This is a genomic window from uncultured Nisaea sp. (assembly GCF_963974195.1).
Taxonomy (GTDB): domain Bacteria; phylum Pseudomonadota; class Alphaproteobacteria; order Thalassobaculales; family Thalassobaculaceae; genus Nisaea.
Genome location: NZ_CAXBDC010000096.1, coordinates 1 through 17,315 on the forward strand (window position 1 = coordinate 1; position 17,315 = coordinate 17,315).

Here is a 17,315-nt window from a genome sequence, read left to right on the forward strand (position 1 = left end):
CATGACCCGGCCGGAACCGGCTCATGATGTCCCCGTAATCCTTCGAGCGCTGGTCCGTGTTCTCGATCATCAGACCGATCGGGGTGCCGGTGGTCTGGCCCTCGAACACACCGGACAGGATCTTCACCTGATCCGGCTCCTGGCGCTGTGTCGTGAAACGGTTCTGCCCGGGTTTGCGCCGGTCCAGATAGAACTGGATGTCCGTCTCGGAGACGGGCAGGCGCGGCGGCACGCCATCGACTACGCAGCCGATGGCGGGGCCGTGGCTTTCGCCCCATGTCGAGAAGCGGAAAACCTCACCGAAGGAATTGCTGGCCATGTATTTTCGCTATCCGGGTCAGACCGTGGAGATGTCGGGCGCGTCCACCGCCTTCATGCCGACGATGTTGTAACCGCAATCGACATGATGCACTTCGCCGGTGACACCGCTGGACAGGTCGCTCAGCAGATACATGCCGGCGCCGCCGACATCTTCCAGCGTCACGTTCCGGCGCAGCGGCGAGTTGTACTGGTTCCATTTCAGGATATAGCGGAAGTCGCCGATGCCGGAGGCGGCAAGCGTCTTCATCGGTCCGGCGGAGAGGCCGTTGACCCGGATATTGTCGCCGCCAAGATCGGTGGCGAGATAACGGATGCTGGCTTCCAGCGCGGCCTTGGCGACGCCCATGACGTTGTAATGCGGCATCACCTTTTCGGCGCCGTAATAGCTCAGTGTCACCAGGGACCCGCCATCCGTCATCAGCTCGGCCGCTTCTTTCGCGATCCGGGTGAAGGAATAGCAGGAGATATCCAGCGTCTTCAGGAAGTTGTCCCGCGTCGTGTTGACGTATTTGCCCTTCAGCTCGTCCTTGTCCGAATAGGCAATGGCATGCACCAGGAAGTCGAGCTTGCCCCACTTTTCGCGGATCGTCTCGAAGGTCTTGGTGACGCTTGCGTCATCGGTGACATCGCAGGGCAGCACCATATTGGAGCCAAGCTGCGCGGCCAGCGGTTCAACCCGCTTCTGCAGTGCCTCGCCCTGGAAGGTGAACGCAACCTCTGCGCCCTGTGCGGCAACTGCTTTCGCGATACCCCAGGCGATGGAGCGGTCGTTCGCGACCCCCATGACAAGGCCCTTTTTGCCACTCATGATCGGGCTCGGTTCAGTCATTCGATGCCTCTCGACGCAGGTTGTCGTAAAATATTACACATGATTCGCGCGATCCTACACTAAAGGCCGCGTGCGGCAAACTGCATGCGGCGACCGGGAGGCCGCGGAAACTACCGTGAGGCGATCCTTTTGCGGAGCGGGCGCGCGCTCTTCTACAGGCATTCGTGATAGGCTGACAAGATGAGCAAAAAAGCCAACCGGCTGGATCGCTGGAAAACCCTCGCCGCCGCCGCCGTCGTAACCGAGCTGGCCGAATATATCGGCTTCGCGCTGAAACGGTTCTATCGTGGCCGGGGCATGCAGTCCGCAGCGGCGCTGACCTATACGACCTTGCTGGCGCTGGTGCCATTGCTGGCCATCGGCTTCGCGGTTTTCACCGCTTTCCCGGCGTTCGAGGCGGCCAGAACCGCCATCGAGGCGACGATCTTCGAAAATCTGGTGCCGGAAATCGCGGGACCCGTCCGGACCTATCTGAACAGCTTCATGCGGAACGCATCGCAGCTCGGGGCGGCGGGCATCATCGGGCTTTCCGTTTCCGCGATCCTGCTGCTGGCGACCATCGAATCGACCTTCAATGCAATCTGGCATGTGGAACGGCACCGGCATTTTCTGATCCGGTTCCTGATCTTCTGGGCGGTGCTGTCTCTCGGGCCGATTCTGATCGGGCTGACCCTGACCACCACCAGCGATGCGTTCAGCGTGTTGCGCCAGACCTGGACCGATGCCGGGCTGGATGCGGAAACGCTCAATGTTGGCGGGGTGGTGCGGGACCATGTGATCGCGGCCGTGCTGCAGAGCGTCGGCTTCACGCTGCTGTTCATGATCGTGCCGAACCGCACTGTCGCCTGGCGGGATGCGCTGATCGGCGGCTGTCTGTCCGGTATTGCGTTCGAAATCCTGAAGCTCGGGTTCGGCTGGTATCTGGTCGCCTTCCCGACCTACCAGACGATCTATGGCGCTATGGCGGTCATTCCGATCTTTCTGGTCTGGGTCTATTTTTCCTGGACGGTGATCCTGCTGGGCGCGGTGTTCGCCGCGTCGTTCCCCGACTGGTGGCATTCCCGCGACATGGATGCGGAGCCGGTTCTTGGCCCGGCCCGGAAATTTTCCGTCGCGCTGTCGACCCTCGCCGCCATCCGGGAGCAGGCGGGACCCGTGCAGCAGGCGGCAATGGATGACGTGGCATCGGCGGATGCGGTTGCCCAGGTTCTGGAACGACTGCTCGCCGCCGAGTTCGTCGCGCGAACCGATGACGGGCGCTTCGTCCTGGCGCGCGATCCGGCCCGGTACAGTCTCTATGATCTCTATCAGGGGATTGGTTGCGCGATTGAAGAGCTGGAGCCGGTCGAGAGCGAGGATCCAGCCTCCATTACAACGGTTTTGGACGCCCTGTCGAAAGCCGAGCGGGACACCCTGTCCCGTCCGGCCGCGGATGTTCTTGCTGGCCTCACTGGCGAGAGAGGCGGCGTGAGAGAGCTGCCCGACTTACCGGAGGCCGCGAAATAGCGGACGTATTTGGCGGACGTATTTGATGGAAACCATACGCCCCGCTCCCGCTCCAGTGGTTAGCTGAAGCGCATCTTGTGGCGCGGGTTGTAGCCTTTTTCCTCGGCCCATTTCTGCATCAGCTTGATCAGATCGGGATCCTCGCTCTCCGGCAGAACCACTTTCAGCGTCACAAGCTGGTCTCCCGCAGGTTTTCCGCCCACGGCCGGAATACCCTTGCCCTTCAGGCGCAGGGTTGAACCGGTGTTCGATTTCGGAGGGATTTTCAGGGAGACATTACCCTGGACCGTCGGCACGGTGATGGTGCCGCCGAGCACTGCTTCATAAAGCGTGACCGGCATCTCCACTTTGATGTTCTGACCGTCCCGGTGGAAATAGTCGTGCGGCTCCACGGTGATCTCGACGAAGGCATCGCCTGCGGGACCGCTGTTGCTGCCCTTTCGGCCCTGGCCCTTCAGGCGGAGTGTCTTGCCGCTTTCCGTTGCCGGCGGGATTTTCAGGTCGAGTGTCTTGCCGTCGGACAGCGTGACGCGCTTGGTGCCACCGCCGGCCGCTTCGACGAAGCTCACCTTCAGCTTGTAATTGACGTCCGGGCCGACCGTATAGGCGCTGCCGCCCTGGCCTGAACCACCGCCACCCTGCCCGTGCCGGCGCAGGATGTCGTCGAACATGTCGGCATCTTCGTCATCGAATATGTCGGAGAAGCCGCCGGACTGCTTCTTGCGGGCCGATGTCCAGGCTTTCCAGAAACCGCTGGAGGCTTTCGCCGAGGGGCCGCTGCCTGCACCCGCGCCGGTATTCATGCCGCCACGATCGTACTTGGCGCGCTTTTTCTCGTCCGACAGGAGATCGTAGGCCGCCGTGACTTCCTTGAATTGCTGCTCGATCTTGGTGTTTCCGGGATTGAGATCCGGATGCAGCTTCTTCGCAAGCGTACGGTACGCTTTCTTGATCTCGTCCTGGGTGGAGTCGGGCTTTACGCCCAATATCTTGTAAGGATCGCTCATGGCACGGGAGTATATGGAAAAACAATCGGACCGGAGGCAAAAATCCGTCCGGCCCGATCATTACAGAGCGGAAGGCCGCTGCCTAGTTCTTGATTTTCCAGGTGCCGTCCGGCTGACGGCAGGCGGTGCCGTAGGCTTCTTCGGTCTGTCCGCCGATATTCACCGTCTGGGAATATTCCCGGCAATATTCTCCGGACGGGGCCTGATAGGTGCTCGTCGGCGTAACCGTGCCGGAGTGACCGCTGTCCGGGTTGTGCCAGGTCGAGGTCGTACCGACCTGCTGGGTTTCCAGTGCATTCTGGGTGGTCTGGGCCATCGCGGCTTTATCGGCATTGTCGAGGGACTTGCCGATCTCGCTGCCGACGAAGGCGCCGAGCAGGGTGCCGATGGCAACCGCCGCGAGTTTGCCCTTGCCGCCACCGATCTGGGAGCCGGCAACGGCACCACCGACAGCACCGAACAGACCGCCCGCGGTCTGCTTGGTTCCAAGCTGCTGTCCATTGTTCGCGCAGGCCCCGAGTGCCAGGGCGGCTATGACGACAAGTACGGCAGGAGTTTTCATTTGTAGTCCCCTTCAATTTATATCGGCCCGTAGCGATAACGTGCGGGGCCGTAAAATCCGTCGCATACGCATAACGGCCGTGATGCGAAAATGTTCCCGGCAATGCTCACATGTCGTGTTCACATGCTGCGCGGCATCCCTGAGTGGGCCTTACGGCGTCTGCGACCTTACGGCGCTGGACAGGGCATGCTGCTGCTCGCTAGTGATAAGTAATCTTCGATCCTTAATTAGTGATCAATAAGGCAATAAAAAGATCGAAGGTGCGTTTCTGTGCGATTTGCCATCTTCACATTGAGGTGCGGCCATGTTTGAGCCCGATACAGAGAATCCTTTTGAACTCTTCGAAGGCTGGCTTCGGGAGGCTTCCGAAACGGAGCCGAACGACCCCAATGCCATGACCGTGGCGACAGCCGATGCGGATGGGCGGCCGTCAGCGCGGATCCTGCTGCTGAAAGGATTCGACGAGCAGGGATTCGTCTTCTATTCCAACATGGAAAGCCAGAAAGGACGGGAGATCGCGGTCAACCCTTTCGTGGCCTTGTGTTTTCACTGGAAGTCGGTGCGCCGGCAGGTGCGTGTGACCGGACCGGTGGCGCGGGTGACGGACGAAGAGGCGGATGGCTATTTCAATTCCCGGCCGCGTGGCAGCCGCGTCGGCGCCTGGGCATCGCAGCAATCGCGTCCGCTGGCTGACCGTCCGGCCCTGATGGCGGCGGTCGAGAACGCCAACCGTTCATATCCCGGCGAGACGGTTCCCCGCCCGCCATACTGGTCGGGATGGCGCCTGACGCCGCTTGCCATCGAGTTCTGGCAGGATGGAGAGTTCCGCCTGCATGACCGGTTCCGCTTCAGCCGTGCGGGCGAAAGTGAAGCCTGGTCCGTGGACCGTCTTTATCCCTGAGCGACAGGCCCCGGAAACACCAGCGCGGGCTGCGCTTTTTGCCCGACATATACGATTTAGAGGACCGTTCTTCGGAGATTTGACTTAGGTCAATGTGGGAACCTTTTTGCCCCGCGTAGGGTTAATGCATCAGTTACATTAACCCCGAGGTGGAATCATGTCCCTGAAAACGGTCCTTGCGCCTGTGCTCGGCAACGATGCCGACACGGCGATCCTGAACGCGGCCCGTGCCATCGCCGAGCCGCATGGCGCCCACATCTTTGTCGCGCATATTCACCGCGAGCCGCGGGATGTTCTGATTCCGCAGGTCGGCATGGGCATGAGCGCGTCCATGATTGAAGGCCTGATCGAGCAGGCGGAGAATGCAGCGAACGAGGCGCAGGCTGCATCGCTCTCTGCATTCGACCGCTGGCGCGAAGCCAATGATCTTCCGGTTGTCCAGCAACCGGCCGCAACGAAAGGCGTCACGGTCTCCTTCGAAACCCTGGTGGGAGAACCGGCTACGATCGTTGCCCGCCGTTCCCGGATGGTGGATGTGATCTGCGTGGTCGCGCCGGCGGATCGTGAAAGCAACGATGCCATGGCGGTCGCCGAGGCGGCGATGCTGCAGAGCGGCAAGGCCACGCTGGTGGTGCCGCACGACGTAACCATGCCGAAAATCAGCGGTGTTGCCGTCGGCTGGAATGCCTCGAAGGAAGCCGCCTCCGCTGTCGCGCATGCCATGCCCCTGCTGGAAACCGCGGACAAAGTGCTTGTGATGTCGGGGATCGATGACGATCTGACAGAGGAGCATCTGGGTACGTTCGTGGACTCCCTGCTCTGGCACGGAGTGAAGGCACAGGCAAAATCCTTCGATGCGTCCTCGGGCAGCATCTCCGGCCGGCTTCAGGCCGAAGCGCGGGAAGCGGATACCCAATTGCTGGTCCTTGGCGCCTACAGCCACAGCAGGCTCCGGGAATCGATCTTCGGCGGCGTGACCGACGATATTTTGACTGCGACACGGATTCCGGTTCTGATGGCTCACTGAGCTTTCCGGCCACATCCGTTTGAATAAAGGAGTGAGTCTCGTGAGTGTGCGTACCATTCGCCTTGAGTTGGCGAGAAATCCGGATTTCCCGGAAGGTAGTGCCAACTACGGCTATGAATTCAAAGCGCCGCTGACGGCCGATGGCAGTCTTGATCTCGACGCGTGGCAGAAGGTCAAGAGTGACTGCACCGTGCGTCGTTTCTGGCAGGGCGAGCCGGACGAGAACGGTCATCTGGTTCACACCCGTGGCCGCCGCTGGCTGTTCGATTATTCGGAAGGCGATGAAGATGACGAGGCGATCTTCAAGTTCGACCGGCATCACTTCGTCGAGGGAGAATATGTCTCCATTACCGAGCATGACGGGGTGCAGAGAACCTTCCAGGTTGTTGCCGTTAAATAAGCTTCGGTGACAAACGTAATTGATGCATGCGGCGGCCTTTCTTGGGCCGCCGTATTTGCTTACACTCCGGCGCCATGAGCACGATTCAGAAAACCATGCTGCTGACCGGCGCAAGCCGGGGCATCGGCCATGCCACGGTCCGTTTCTTCAGCGAACGGAATTGGGAAATCATCACCTGTTCGCGCGATGCGCCGCCGGATGAGTGCCGGCGCGATCCGAACTGGAGCCATCATATCACCGCCGACCTGACGGACTCGGACAGCCTCGACAATTTCATCGAGGAAGCGAACGAGCTGCTTGGGCAGAGACCGCTGCACGCCCTGGTGAACAATGCGGGCTGGTCGCCGAAGACACCGTTCAAGGAACGTCTCGGTTGTCTGAACGGGGATCTGGATGAGTGGCGGCAGGTGTTCGAGGTGAATTTCTTCGCGCCCTTACGGCTTGCCCGCGGGTTTGCGGCGGCCCTGCACAGGGGGAACGGGGCGATCGTCAACATCACCTCGATTGCAGGCCATTTCATTCACCCCTTCGCCGGCTCCGCCTACAGCACGTCGAAGGCGGCTTTATCTTCGCTCACACGGGAGATGGCGAACGAGTTCGCCGAGCTTGGGGTGCGCGTCAACGCGGTGGCGCCGGGCGAGATCGAGACGGCGATGCTGTCTCCGGAATACGAGATGCTGATCCCGCGCATTCCGCTGAACCGGATGGGCACGCCGAAAGACGTGGCCTCGACGATCCATTACCTGTGCTCGGAAGATTCCAGCTATGTGACCGGGACGGAAATCTTCGTTACCGGCGGGCAGCACATGTTCTGAGGCGGCTGTTCGACTGGAGCGACCGCTTACCCTCATAATAGTCCGTCATTGTGGCAAGCTTGTATTTGGGCAGGCCGGTCCAGCGGGCGGACAGAATTCCGTTCTCTGCGACGTCGACAATGACCTCGCCATCGATGGTCAATGGGCCGTCGGGATCATGGATGTCTCGTACCAGCATGCTCACCCGCGCTTTCTGACGGCTGATCAGGGAGCCGGTATAGGGAGCGAGGGTGAAGCCGGCGGGAGACCAGCAGTTTATCGGGTAATCGCTCCGGCCTATGCGGACATATGAATCGCCGCGTGGCCGAAGATCGACCATCGTTGCCAGGCCGTTTGCCGGAGGAGCCGGGGCCGTGCGCGGTCTGAAAAAGGCCATCATCATCGAGCGATCCTTCCTTCAGCGTGAAGCTGGGTTCGGTCAGGATTCGCAGTGTGAGATGTAAATGTTAAAAAATATATAAAATTAAAAATAAATGATGAGCAATATGTGGAGACCGCTCTCATTGCTCATGATGAAGGTCTATTCTTATTCACCCGGCGAAATCTGTAGGCCGCAGGCCCGCATAAGCACCAGCCCACTTAGGCCAGCAGACAGAGTTGCGTTCGCAGAGAAAGGTCTGGGCTAGAGCTCGGAGACGATGCGGTCGCACCAGGCAATGCGATCCGCGACCTGGGCGATTTCCATTTCGATCCAGGCCCGCAGATGGCCTTGCTGCCATTCTTCATGGGTGAGGAGATCGAACAGGCGGGCATGTTCGCCCTGGAAGAGCCCCCGCAGATTATCAATCTGCTCGACCTGGTCTTCCTTCCCGAGCAGATGCAGGAAGCGGAGCTTCAGCCCGATGACAAGCTTGTTCAGGTCGTTCGCGCCGGGCCGTACCGTTGCGGTCAGGTAATCCTTGAGTGCCGCCCAGCCTGCATCGGTCAGGTGAAGTTCGGCATTATCCTCAAACCCCTCTCCGGAGACAGGAGCGATCAGTCCCTCGAATTTCAGCAATTCGATGGAGCTGCCGAGCAAATCGAGAGAGGGACCGACGATGCGTGCCGCGAACTGGCGGACTTCACCGGCAATATCCGCATAAGGCCGGGGGCCTGCCGACAGCGCGCCAAGCGCGGCCATGCGGATAGCTTCCTTCGGGATCAGTGAATTATCGCGGTACATTCATCGTCTCGCAGATGTTTTCAGTCTCGCAGGCTTTTTTGCGAACCATTCTTAAAATGGGACCATATGCCGCAGATGTAAAGGGGGCTCATGCAAAATGAGCCCCCGGAATACAAAATACTGAAATCAGTTCGGGCTGAGGCCGCGCAGGCGCTCGGAACGGCGGCGCAGGACTTCCATGGTGGCCAGCAGCAGGATCGAGATGCCGACCAGGATGGTGGCGACGGCAAGGATCGTCGGACTGATCTGCTCGCGGATACCGGCCCACATCTGCCGGGGCACCGTGCGCTGCTCGAACCCGGCCAGGAACAGGGCGACCACAACCTCGTCGAAGGAGGTGACGAAGGCGAACAGGCCGCCGGAGATCACGCCGGGAGAAATCAGCGGCAGGATCACCTTGAAGAAGGTGCGCTGCGGGGTGGCGCCGAGGCTGGCTGAAGCCCGGATCAGGTTTCGGTCAAAGCCCGAGAGCGTTGCCGTCACCGTGATCACCACGAAAGGCGTGCCGAGGGCCGTATGGGCCAGGATAAGGCCGGTATAGGTCTGGGCCAGGCCGATCCAGGAATAGAAGAAGAACAGGCCGGCCGCGGTGATGATCAGCGGCACGATCATCGGCGAGAGCAGGAGCCCCATGATCAGGGTCCGGTAGGGCATGTCTGCCCGGGACAGGCCAAGCGCGGCGACGGTGCCGAGAGAGGTCGCCAGAAGTGTTGCCGCCGTGCCGACGATGAAGCTGTTCTTCATCGAATGCAGCCACTGCTCGTTATCCAGGATGTCCTGATACCAGCGCATCGAGAATGCTTCCGGCTTGAAGGCCAGCATTTCCGGCGTGAAGGTGAAATAGGGCTCCGCATTGAAGGATAGCGGGATCATCACGATGATCGGGGCGATCAGGAACAGGAAGATCGAACCGCACAGAACGCGGTAGGCATAATACCAGAAGCGCTCGAGCGGGCCGGCGTAGGAGGGAAGGGCTGCCATGGTCTTTCTCCTTAACCGAGCTTCATGTTGTTGATGCCGACGATGCGGTTATAGAGCCAGTAGAGGGCGAGCACGCCAGCGAGCAGAATGCCGCCGAGCGCTGCCGCGAGGCTCCAGTTCAGCGATTTCTTCATGTGATATTCGATGATGTTACTGATCAGCTGGCCATCCTGGCCGCCGACCAGGGCCGGCGTGATGTAGTAGCCGATGGCCAGAATGAAGACGAGGATCGAGCCCGCGCCCACGCCCGGCACCGTCTGCGGCATGTAGATCCGCATAAAGGCGATCATCGGGTTGGCGCCGAGCGACCGGGCCGCCCGCATGTGGTCTTTCGGGATCGTCTTCATCACCGAATAGAGCGGCAGAACCATGAACGGCAGCAGGATGTGCGACATGGCGATAAAGGTGCCGGTCATGTTGTAGATCATCTGGATACGGTCATCGGTCCCCACGAGCCCGAGCGATACCAGAATGTCGTTTATCACGCCGTTGGTCTGCAGCAGCACGATCCAGGATGTTGTCCGCACCAGAAGCGATGTCCAGAACGGCAAGAGCACAAAGATCATCAGCAGGTTGCTGGTGCCGGAAGGCAGGGTCGCGAGCAGGTAGGAGATCGGATAGGCAAGCAGGATACAGGCCAGGGTGACGCCGAGTGAAACCCAGATCGTGCGCTCGAACAGGGTCACGTAGATCTGCTTGATTTCGGGCTGCGCGACAATCTCGCCACTCGGGGCCTGGGTCAGGTCGAGGGCGTTCAGATAGGCGCGGTAGGTATAGGGTTCTCCGGCGAGCCGGATGGTCTTCCAGGTATCGGTTTCACCCCAGCGCTTGTCGATCTGGATGAGAGCGTCCTTGTAGGGCGCCGCTTCGACACGCTTTATCCGGCGGACCGTCCGGTTCATCAGGGAGCGGAATCCGCTCTCTATATAATTCAGCCGGGTGCCGGCCTTGCCGAGTTTGAAACGGTTTTCCGGGTCCGACATCTCGGCCGAGAGCGAGGCATAGACCTCTTCGCTTGGTGTGCCGGTACCGTCCCAGTCTTTCAGGATGGCGATGGTCTTCGGAAAGGCTTCGGAGACTTCCGGGGTGTCGACACTGCGGAACAGCATCATGCCGATGGGCAGGATGAAGGTCACCAAGATGAAGGCAAGCAATGGTGTGGTCAGCAGGAACGCACGCATCTTGTTCATGCGTGTGGCCCGTGCGAGCGCTTGCTTCAGCGGCGTACCGTCCGCCGCGCGCATCAGGCCGTCATTTTCGGTGATTGCCGCCATATTCCCAGATCCTTCCAAACCGATCCTCAACCACAGCCCGGAGCCCGGGGTTGAGGATCGGTCGGGGGCGGCGCGTATGCCGCCCCCGACCGGAAGTCTGTTAGCCGGCGAGCCAGGCGTTGAAACGCTCGTTCAGCTCGTCGCCATAGTCAGCCCAGAACCCGAAGTCGTTCTGCAGCGGGTTCTTGAAGTTGGCCGGAGCAGTCGGCATGTGCGGCTGCATTTCCGGAGCAACCTTCGCGAAGGAAGATTTCCGGACCGGACCGTAGGAGATGTACTTCGCCTGATCGGCAAGACGCTGGGTGTCCGTGGAGAACTTGATGAAGTCCAGCGCGGCTTCCTTGTTCTTGGAACCCTTCGGCATGACCCAGAGATCGATGTCCCAGACCTGGCCGTCCCAGATGATGTCGAACGGCTTTTTCTCGTTCACGATCGCGTTGAACAGGCGGCCGTTATAGGCACTGGTCATGACCACTTCGCCGTCGGCCAGGAGCTGCGGCGGCTGAGCGCCAGCTTCCCACCAGACAACGTCGTTCTTGATGGTGTCGAGCTTGGCGAAAGCCTGATCGACGCCTTCCGGAGTGGCGAGGGTTTCATAAACCTTGTCGGCCGGAACGCCGTCCGCCATCAGGGCCCATTCCAGGTTCACCTTCGCGGTCTTGCGCAGGCCGCGTTTGCCCGGGATTTTCTTCAGGTCGAAGAAGTCGGCGATGGAAGCCGGCTTGGCCGCGACTTTGGTGGTGTCGTAGGCATAGACGGTGGACCAGACGATTTCACCGACCGCGCACTCATGCAGGGTGCCGGCAATGAAGTCGTCTTTCGCCGGGGTGCCGTCGGCACCGGCCGGAAGCTCGTCCAGCGGAAGCGGCTCGAGAATGCCTTCGTCACAGCCGCGCACCGCGTCGGCCAATTCGACGTCGACCAGATCCCAGGTGACGTTACCGGCTTCAACCTGTGCACGGATTTCCGCGAGGCCGCCGTTATAGTCTTCGGAGTTGATCTGGTTACCGGTCTTGGCGATCCACGGCTTGTGGTATGCCTCAACCTGGCTGGTGGTGTAGGAACCGCCCCAGGAAACAACAGTGATGGTGTCGGCAGCCTGTGCTGCCGTGGACAGGCCGATGGCGGCAAGGGCCGCGATCAGAAGCCTGGATGGTTTAACAGCGTTCATTTTGCGAAGAACTCCCTGTTTCGGATTGACCCCTGGAATTGTTCGCGGCAGTGCCGCTTATAAAAAACCGGATGGGGGGACCGGCTTCCTTTTTCCGTTCGCTGGACGCGTTTAGGCGTCCAGTGCTCGGCAATCGTCGATTTCCCAACCCACGCGTACATCGTCGCCTTTGGCGATCGAGGTATGCTTATGGGTATTGGGGACCTTGACGATGAACTCGTCATCGCCACAACAGGCCATCCGGCACCGGATGTGGTCGCCGAGATAAATCAGCTCCAGCACCTTGGCGTCGAAGATATTCGGCAGGGATCCCGGCTCCGGCGCGAGCTGTACCCGCTCCGGCCTGATCGACAATGTCGATGTCTCGCCCTTGCCCGCGATATTCACCTTGAGGGATTGCACCGCATTGCCGGCGACTTCCACCGTGCACCCGGTGCCGTTAACGGCAGTAACCTTGCCTGAGAGCCGGTTGTTCTCGCCGATGAACTGGGCCACGAAAGCGTTTTCCGGGCGTTCGTAAAGATCGGCCGGTTTCGCGAGCTGCTGGATCTTGCCGTCGTTGAAGACCGCAATACGATCCGACATGGTCAGCGCTTCGGACTGATCGTGCGTCACATAGACGACGGACATGCCGAGATTTTCGTGGATGTGCTTGATCTCATACTGCATCTGCTCACGCAGATTCTTGTCGAGCGCGCCGAGAGGCTCATCCATCAGCACCAGATCGGGCTCGAAGACGAGGGCGCGGGCCAGGGCCACACGTTGCTGCTGACCACCGGAAAGCTGTGCCGGGCGCCGGTCGCCAAAAGCGCCGAGTTCGACCATGTCGAGTGCCCGGTTGACCTTCTGCTCGGTCTCGGCTTTCGACAATTTCCGAACCTCAAGCGGGAAGGCGAGGTTTTCGGCGACGCTCATATGGGGGAACAGTGCGTAGTTCTGGAACACCATGCCAATGCCGCGCTTGTGCGGCGGGACATTGTTGAGTTCCGTGCCGCCGAGCAGTATCTGACCCTGGGTCGGTGTTTCGAAACCCGCCAGCATCATCAGGCAGGTTGTTTTCCCGGAACCGGACGGGCCCAACATGGTCAGGAACTCGCCGTTCTCGATATCCAGGTTGAGGTCTTTGACGACAAGAATCTCACCGTCATAGGTCTTTTGAACGTTCTTAAACTGAACGAACGGCTGGTTGCCGTTTGCCATTGATTTTGCGCCCCTGTTCTGCCCTTGCGGTCGCGCGTTCCTCTCGCAGACCGGCTTGCTGTCGTGTTTTCACGATCTGGCAACAACCCTAAACACGCTCGTTCCCACTTGTCAAAGCGCTCGCGTCAATATGGACGCAATCCGCCAAATTGTAGGGATTCCCAACGTTCCGAATCCGACATCACCCGGTCGCTTTTCGTGAATTGCACTCGTTAAAATGGTGCAATCACTGCTCGGGCAACGAAATTCAGCCGGCAGGCCGGCTAACGGGGATATGGGCAAATGAAGACGCAGGCACGGGCAGTGGTGATCGGCGGTGGCGTGGTCGGGGTCAGCACCCTTTACCATCTCGCCAAAAAGGGTTGGAGCGATGTGGTGCTCCTGGAGCGGACGGAGCTGACCGCTGGCTCGACCTGGCATGCGGCCGGCCTGCTGCCGCTCTTCAACATGAGCTACAGCGTCGGCCAGCTGCACCAGTACTCGGTCGAACTTTACAAGACGCTCGAGGAAGAGACCGGTCAGGCCGTCAGCTTCCACCAGACCGGCAACCTGCGCCTCGCCACCAACCGGGAACGCATGGACGAATACCGGAACTATCAGTGCACGGCCGAGACCATCGGTGTCGAGGCGCACCTGATCGGTGTCGACGAGATCAAGAAGCTCTGGCCGCTGGCGACGACGGACGATCTTGTCGGCGCACTCTGGCATCCGTCCGACGGCCATATCGCGCCGGTCGATTTGACCATGGCGCTGGCCAAGGGCGCGCGGATGCATGGCGCGGAGATCTATCAGCAGACCCAGGTCAACAGTATCGAGCGCGAGAACAGTGAATGGATCGTCAAGACCGACAAGGGCGATATCCGCTGCGAGCATGTGATCTGCGCGACCGGTAACTATGCCCGCACCACGGCGAAGATGGTCGGCCTCGAAATCCCCGCGATCCCGGTCGAGCACCAATATATTGTCACGGATATCGATCCGACCCTGAAGGAATACCGCGAAGCCGGAAATCACGAGCTGCCGGTTTTGCGTGAATCCGACTCACAATATTATTTCCGCGAAGAGCGCCACGGCTGGATCCTCGGCCCCTATGAGCGCCATGCGCCCGCCTGCTTCGTTGACGGCGTACCCTCGAGCTTCGAGAAGGATCTTTTCCCGGGCGACCTCGAACGCCTGATGCCGCATGTCGAGGCCTGCATGGCCCGCGTGCCCTCCTTCGAGAATGCCGGCATCAAGGACATCGTGAACGGCCCGATCTCCTATACGCCGGACGGAAATCCAATGGTCGGCCCGGCCTTCGGTCTGGAGAATTTCTGGATCTCGGAAGGCCACAGCTTCGGTGTCACCGCGGCCGGTGGTGCCGGCTGGCAGCTTGCCAACTGGATCGTCGACGGGGAGCCGTCGGTCGACATGATCGGCGTCGATCCGCGCCGTTTCGGTGTCGTCTCCAAGAACTTCGCCAAAATCAAGAACGAGGAAGCCTACGAGCACGTCTTCTTCAATCACTTCCCGATGGAAGAGCGCGAGGCGGGCCGTCCGGCCAAGACCGTTCCGGTACACAAGAGCCTGGACGAGGCCGGGGCTGTCTGGGGCGCGCGCTTCGGCTGGGAGCGTCCGAACTGGTTCGCGCCGAAGGGCGTGGAGCGCAAGGACATCTATTCCTATCGCCGTTCCAACTGGTTCGAGCATGTGGGCAACGAAGTCCGGACCATGCGCGAGCGCGTCGGTCTGCTGGAGCTGTCCTCCTTCGCCAAATATGAGGTCGAGGGACCGGGCGCCCGGGAATGGCTGGACGGCATGGTCGCCAACTCCATTCCGAAAGGCATCGGCCGGATCAATCTCTGCCATGCGCTGAACCCGTCGGGCTCGATCCGCTCGGAATTCACCATCACAAGGATGCCGGACAGTTTCTATGGCGAGCGTTTCTTCGTCATCGGCCCGGGCGCCGGTCACGATTACGATCTCGATTTTCTGCAGAAGAAGCTGCCGCGTGACGGCTCGGTCTTCCTGAAGGACATCACGACCCAGTACGGCGTCTTCGTGCTGGCCGGTCCCGACTCCCGCAAGGTGCTGGAAAAGCTGGCCGACGCGGATGTCTCCAACGAGGCTTTCCCGTGGCTCACCATGCAGGAAATTCCGGTCGGCTATTGCCCGAAGGTGCGTGCCCTGCGCGTGAATTTCGTCGGCTCGCTCGGCTGGGAGCTGCATCACCCGATCGAGTATCAGCAGCATCTGTTCGATGCGATCATGGAGGCCGGCAAGGAGTTCGATATCGGTCTCGTCGGCATGCGGGCCATGGACTCGATGCGGCTGGAGAAGACCTACCGTCTCTGGGGCACGGACCTCAATGCCGAGAATACGATCCTCGAAGCCGGGCTGAAGCGCTTCGTCCGCCTCAACAAGGGCGAGTTCACCGGCCGCGATGCGCTGGTGCGGCAGCAGGAAGAGGGCATCCCCAACACCTACTGCACCATCGAGATCGACGCGGACGATGCCGATCCCTTCGGCAATGAGCCGGTCTTCATGGATGGCGAGGTGGTCGGCCGGGGCACCGCCGGCGGCTATGGCCACTTTGTCGGTAAATCGCTGATGCTCGGTTATATCCGCACCGACAAGGCCGTGATCGGCGCCGAATGCCAGGTCCGCGTACTGGACCAGCTCCGCCCGGCCCGGATCGTCGCCGAAAGCCCTTATGATCCGGAGAACGAAGCGCTGAAGGCCTGATCAACTATTACGCGGCGGCCGCTTGACAGTGGCCGCCGCTCGGCTCACCTCTTCTGATGGATTAACCGGAACCGGGTTGGGTGATGTCGGACTATATTGAGCTGAAAAACCGTGGCGTATTGTCGGTCTCTGGGCCGGATGCACGGAAATTTCTGCAAGGGCTCATCTCGAATGACGTCGAGAAGGTCTCGGAGGAGCGCGCGATCCACGCCGCCTTTCTGACCGCCCAGGGCAAGTATCTCTTCGATTTCATGGTTGCCGAAGTCGGTGGCGCGCTGCTGCTGGACTGCGAGGCGGACCGGCTGGCGGATTTCCAGAAGCGGCTGAAGCTCTACAAGTTGCGCTCCGACGTCACCGTCGAGGATGTCAGTGCGAATTTCACCGTGCTTGCCGTGACCGGAGAAGATGCATCCAAAGCGCTTGACCTTGGGGATGGGGCCGGGGTGGCGAAAGTCATCGACGGTGGTGCGGTTTTCACCGACCCGCGCCATGCCGGGCTTGGTGCCCGTGCGATCATCGGGGCGGACATGCTGGCGGATTTCATCGCCACCTCCGGTCTGACCGAAGGCACGCTCGATGCCTATGATCTCGCCCGCATCAAGCTGGGCGTGCCGGATGGCAGCCGGGACATGCAGCTCGAGAAAACCATCCTTCTGGAAGCCGGGTTCGACGAGCTGAACGGGGTCGACTGGAAGAAGGGCTGCTATATGGGCCAGGAGCTGACCGCCCGGACCAAGTATCGCGGTCTGGTGAAGCGGCGGTTGATGCCGGTGCGTATCCTCGATGGAGATATGCCCGCGCCGGGAACGCCCGTGATGCGCGATGACCGGGAGGTCGGAGAGATCCGCTCCGGTGCCGGGAGCATGGCGCTGGCCATGCTGCGGGTGAATGTGCTGGAAGATCTGGAACATGCCGTGCTCAGCGCCGGCGGCAGCACGCTCCTGCCGGAAAAGCCGGACTGGGCGACGTTCTGAGACTCCGGGGCATGAAAATTTTCATCGTCGATACGCTGGCATCCGTTCTTTTCTTCACAGCCGTTGCGACGTTCAGCGAGCTGGTTATTGCCGGTATGGAGCCGATGCAGGTTCTGCTTGCCCGTACGATCATGGTGCCGGTCATGGTTCTGACCGGCCGTCCCTACGGGATGTGGCGGGACCGCGTTTTCATGTTTCTGCGGCCCGGTACGAGGGTTTCGCGTATCGCTACCGATATTATCGCCTTCATCATGTTCCAGATGCCTATCTATGTGGCGACCCTGCTTGTGGCCGGTGCCGGTCGGGAGGAAGTGCTCGCTGCCGTCAGTTCGGCCATCGTTCTGATGATTACCACCAGTCGGCCCTTTGGGCTGTTTCTGGATCTGGCGCGCCGGTTGAGCGGACTGCCCGCCACCTGAATTCGCTCTATCCGGTTCGGTATTCGCGGCGGCGCGGCACCA

At 60.5% G+C, this 17,315-nt stretch carries 18 protein-coding genes; 8 read left to right on the top strand and 10 right to left on the bottom strand.

Going from position 1 to position 17,315, the window contains the following annotated elements; all coding sequences use genetic code 11:
• Both AAC126_RS17645 and fabI read right to left on the bottom strand, forming a co-directional pair.
• A partial coding sequence (locus AAC126_RS17645; RefSeq protein ID WP_339855751.1) for a chorismate synthase occupies positions 1 to 319 on the bottom strand: 319 nt, incomplete at its 3' end.
• An 18-nt stretch (positions 320 to 337) separates the two neighbouring features.
• A complete protein-coding gene (fabI, locus tag AAC126_RS17650; RefSeq protein WP_339855753.1) occupies positions 338 to 1,150 on the bottom strand; it encodes an enoyl-ACP reductase FabI in 813 nt (270 codons plus the stop codon).
• 180 nt (positions 1,151 to 1,330) lie between these two features.
• Here fabI and AAC126_RS17655 point away from each other — a divergent pair, with 180 nt between their 5' ends.
• Positions 1,331 to 2,656 carry a YihY family inner membrane protein gene (locus AAC126_RS17655; protein ID WP_339855755.1) on the top strand — a complete coding sequence of 442 codons (1,326 nt, stop codon included), beginning with the start codon at positions 1,331 to 1,333 and terminating at the stop codon, positions 2,654 to 2,656.
• Positions 2,657 to 2,715: 59 nt separating this feature from the next.
• On the opposite strand, the gene AAC126_RS17660 is transcribed toward AAC126_RS17655, so the two are convergent.
• Together AAC126_RS17660 and AAC126_RS17665 are read right to left on the bottom strand one after the other, a co-directional pair.
• Complete coding sequence (locus AAC126_RS17660; RefSeq protein ID WP_339855757.1) at positions 2,716 to 3,663, bottom strand: J domain-containing protein; 948 nt, start codon at positions 3,661 to 3,663, stop codon at positions 2,716 to 2,718.
• Positions 3,664 to 3,745: 82 nt separating this feature from the next.
• Positions 3,746 to 4,225, bottom strand: a complete 480-nt coding sequence (locus AAC126_RS17665; RefSeq protein WP_339855759.1) for an RT0821/Lpp0805 family surface protein — start codon at positions 4,223 to 4,225, stop codon at positions 3,746 to 3,748.
• Between the two features lie 304 nt (positions 4,226 to 4,529).
• Here AAC126_RS17665 and pdxH point away from each other — a divergent pair, with 304 nt between their 5' ends.
• From pdxH to AAC126_RS17685, 4 genes are all read left to right on the top strand, one after another.
• Positions 4,530 to 5,126: a pyridoxamine 5'-phosphate oxidase gene (pdxH, locus tag AAC126_RS17670; protein WP_339855761.1), complete on the top strand. Its 597-nt coding sequence runs from the start codon at positions 4,530 to 4,532 to the stop codon at positions 5,124 to 5,126.
• Positions 5,127 to 5,283: 157 nt separating this feature from the next.
• The gene (locus AAC126_RS17675; RefSeq protein ID WP_339855762.1) at positions 5,284 to 6,153 is read left to right on the top strand and encodes a universal stress protein; all 870 of its coding nucleotides are present in this window, start codon (positions 5,284 to 5,286) and stop codon (positions 6,151 to 6,153) included.
• A 40-nt stretch (positions 6,154 to 6,193) separates the two neighbouring features.
• Complete coding sequence (locus AAC126_RS17680; protein WP_339855764.1) at positions 6,194 to 6,553, top strand: hypothetical protein; 360 nt, start codon at positions 6,194 to 6,196, stop codon at positions 6,551 to 6,553.
• Positions 6,554 to 6,627: 74 nt separating this feature from the next.
• On the top strand, positions 6,628 to 7,368 hold the full coding sequence (locus AAC126_RS17685; RefSeq protein WP_339855766.1) for an SDR family oxidoreductase: 741 nt from the start codon (positions 6,628 to 6,630) through the stop codon (positions 7,366 to 7,368).
• On the opposite strand, the gene AAC126_RS17690 is transcribed toward AAC126_RS17685, so the two are convergent.
• The 6 genes from AAC126_RS17690 to AAC126_RS17715 form a co-directional block, all read right to left on the bottom strand.
• Positions 7,343 to 7,750, bottom strand: coding sequence for a hypothetical protein (locus AAC126_RS17690; RefSeq protein ID WP_339855767.1), 408 nt, complete (start codon positions 7,748 to 7,750; stop codon positions 7,343 to 7,345). The two genes, AAC126_RS17685 and AAC126_RS17690, sit on opposite strands and share 26 nt — an antisense overlap.
• Positions 7,751 to 7,990: 240 nt before the next feature.
• A complete protein-coding gene (locus AAC126_RS17695; RefSeq protein ID WP_339855768.1) occupies positions 7,991 to 8,530 on the bottom strand; it encodes a hypothetical protein in 540 nt (179 codons plus the stop codon).
• A gap of 126 nt (positions 8,531 to 8,656) precedes the next feature.
• On the bottom strand, positions 8,657 to 9,511 hold the full coding sequence (locus AAC126_RS17700; protein WP_339855770.1) for an ABC transporter permease: 855 nt from the start codon (positions 9,509 to 9,511) through the stop codon (positions 8,657 to 8,659).
• An 11-nt stretch (positions 9,512 to 9,522) separates the two neighbouring features.
• Complete coding sequence (locus tag AAC126_RS17705; RefSeq protein ID WP_339855772.1) at positions 9,523 to 10,785, bottom strand: ABC transporter permease; 1,263 nt, start codon at positions 10,783 to 10,785, stop codon at positions 9,523 to 9,525.
• A gap of 100 nt (positions 10,786 to 10,885) precedes the next feature.
• On the bottom strand, positions 10,886 to 11,956 hold the full coding sequence (locus AAC126_RS17710; RefSeq protein WP_339855774.1) for an ABC transporter substrate-binding protein: 1,071 nt from the start codon (positions 11,954 to 11,956) through the stop codon (positions 10,886 to 10,888).
• A 111-nt stretch (positions 11,957 to 12,067) separates the two neighbouring features.
• On the bottom strand, positions 12,068 to 13,156 hold the full coding sequence (locus tag AAC126_RS17715) for an ABC transporter ATP-binding protein (protein ID WP_339855776.1): 1,089 nt from the start codon (positions 13,154 to 13,156) through the stop codon (positions 12,068 to 12,070).
• Between the two features lie 282 nt (positions 13,157 to 13,438).
• Here AAC126_RS17715 and AAC126_RS17720 point away from each other — a divergent pair, with 282 nt between their 5' ends.
• The 3 genes from AAC126_RS17720 to alaE all read left to right on the top strand — a co-directional run bounded on the left by AAC126_RS17720 (position 13,439) and on the right by alaE (position 17,273).
• Positions 13,439 to 15,880: an FAD-dependent oxidoreductase gene (locus AAC126_RS17720; protein ID WP_339855778.1), complete on the top strand. Its 2,442-nt coding sequence runs from the start codon at positions 13,439 to 13,441 to the stop codon at positions 15,878 to 15,880.
• An 83-nt stretch (positions 15,881 to 15,963) separates the two neighbouring features.
• The gene (locus tag AAC126_RS17725; protein ID WP_339855780.1) at positions 15,964 to 16,854 is read left to right on the top strand and encodes a folate-binding protein; all 891 of its coding nucleotides are present in this window, start codon (positions 15,964 to 15,966) and stop codon (positions 16,852 to 16,854) included.
• Positions 16,855 to 16,865: 11 nt separating this feature from the next.
• Complete coding sequence (gene alaE, locus AAC126_RS17730) at positions 16,866 to 17,273, top strand: L-alanine exporter AlaE (RefSeq protein ID WP_339855782.1); 408 nt, start codon at positions 16,866 to 16,868, stop codon at positions 17,271 to 17,273.
• The last annotated feature ends 42 nt before the right edge of the window (positions 17,274 to 17,315 follow it).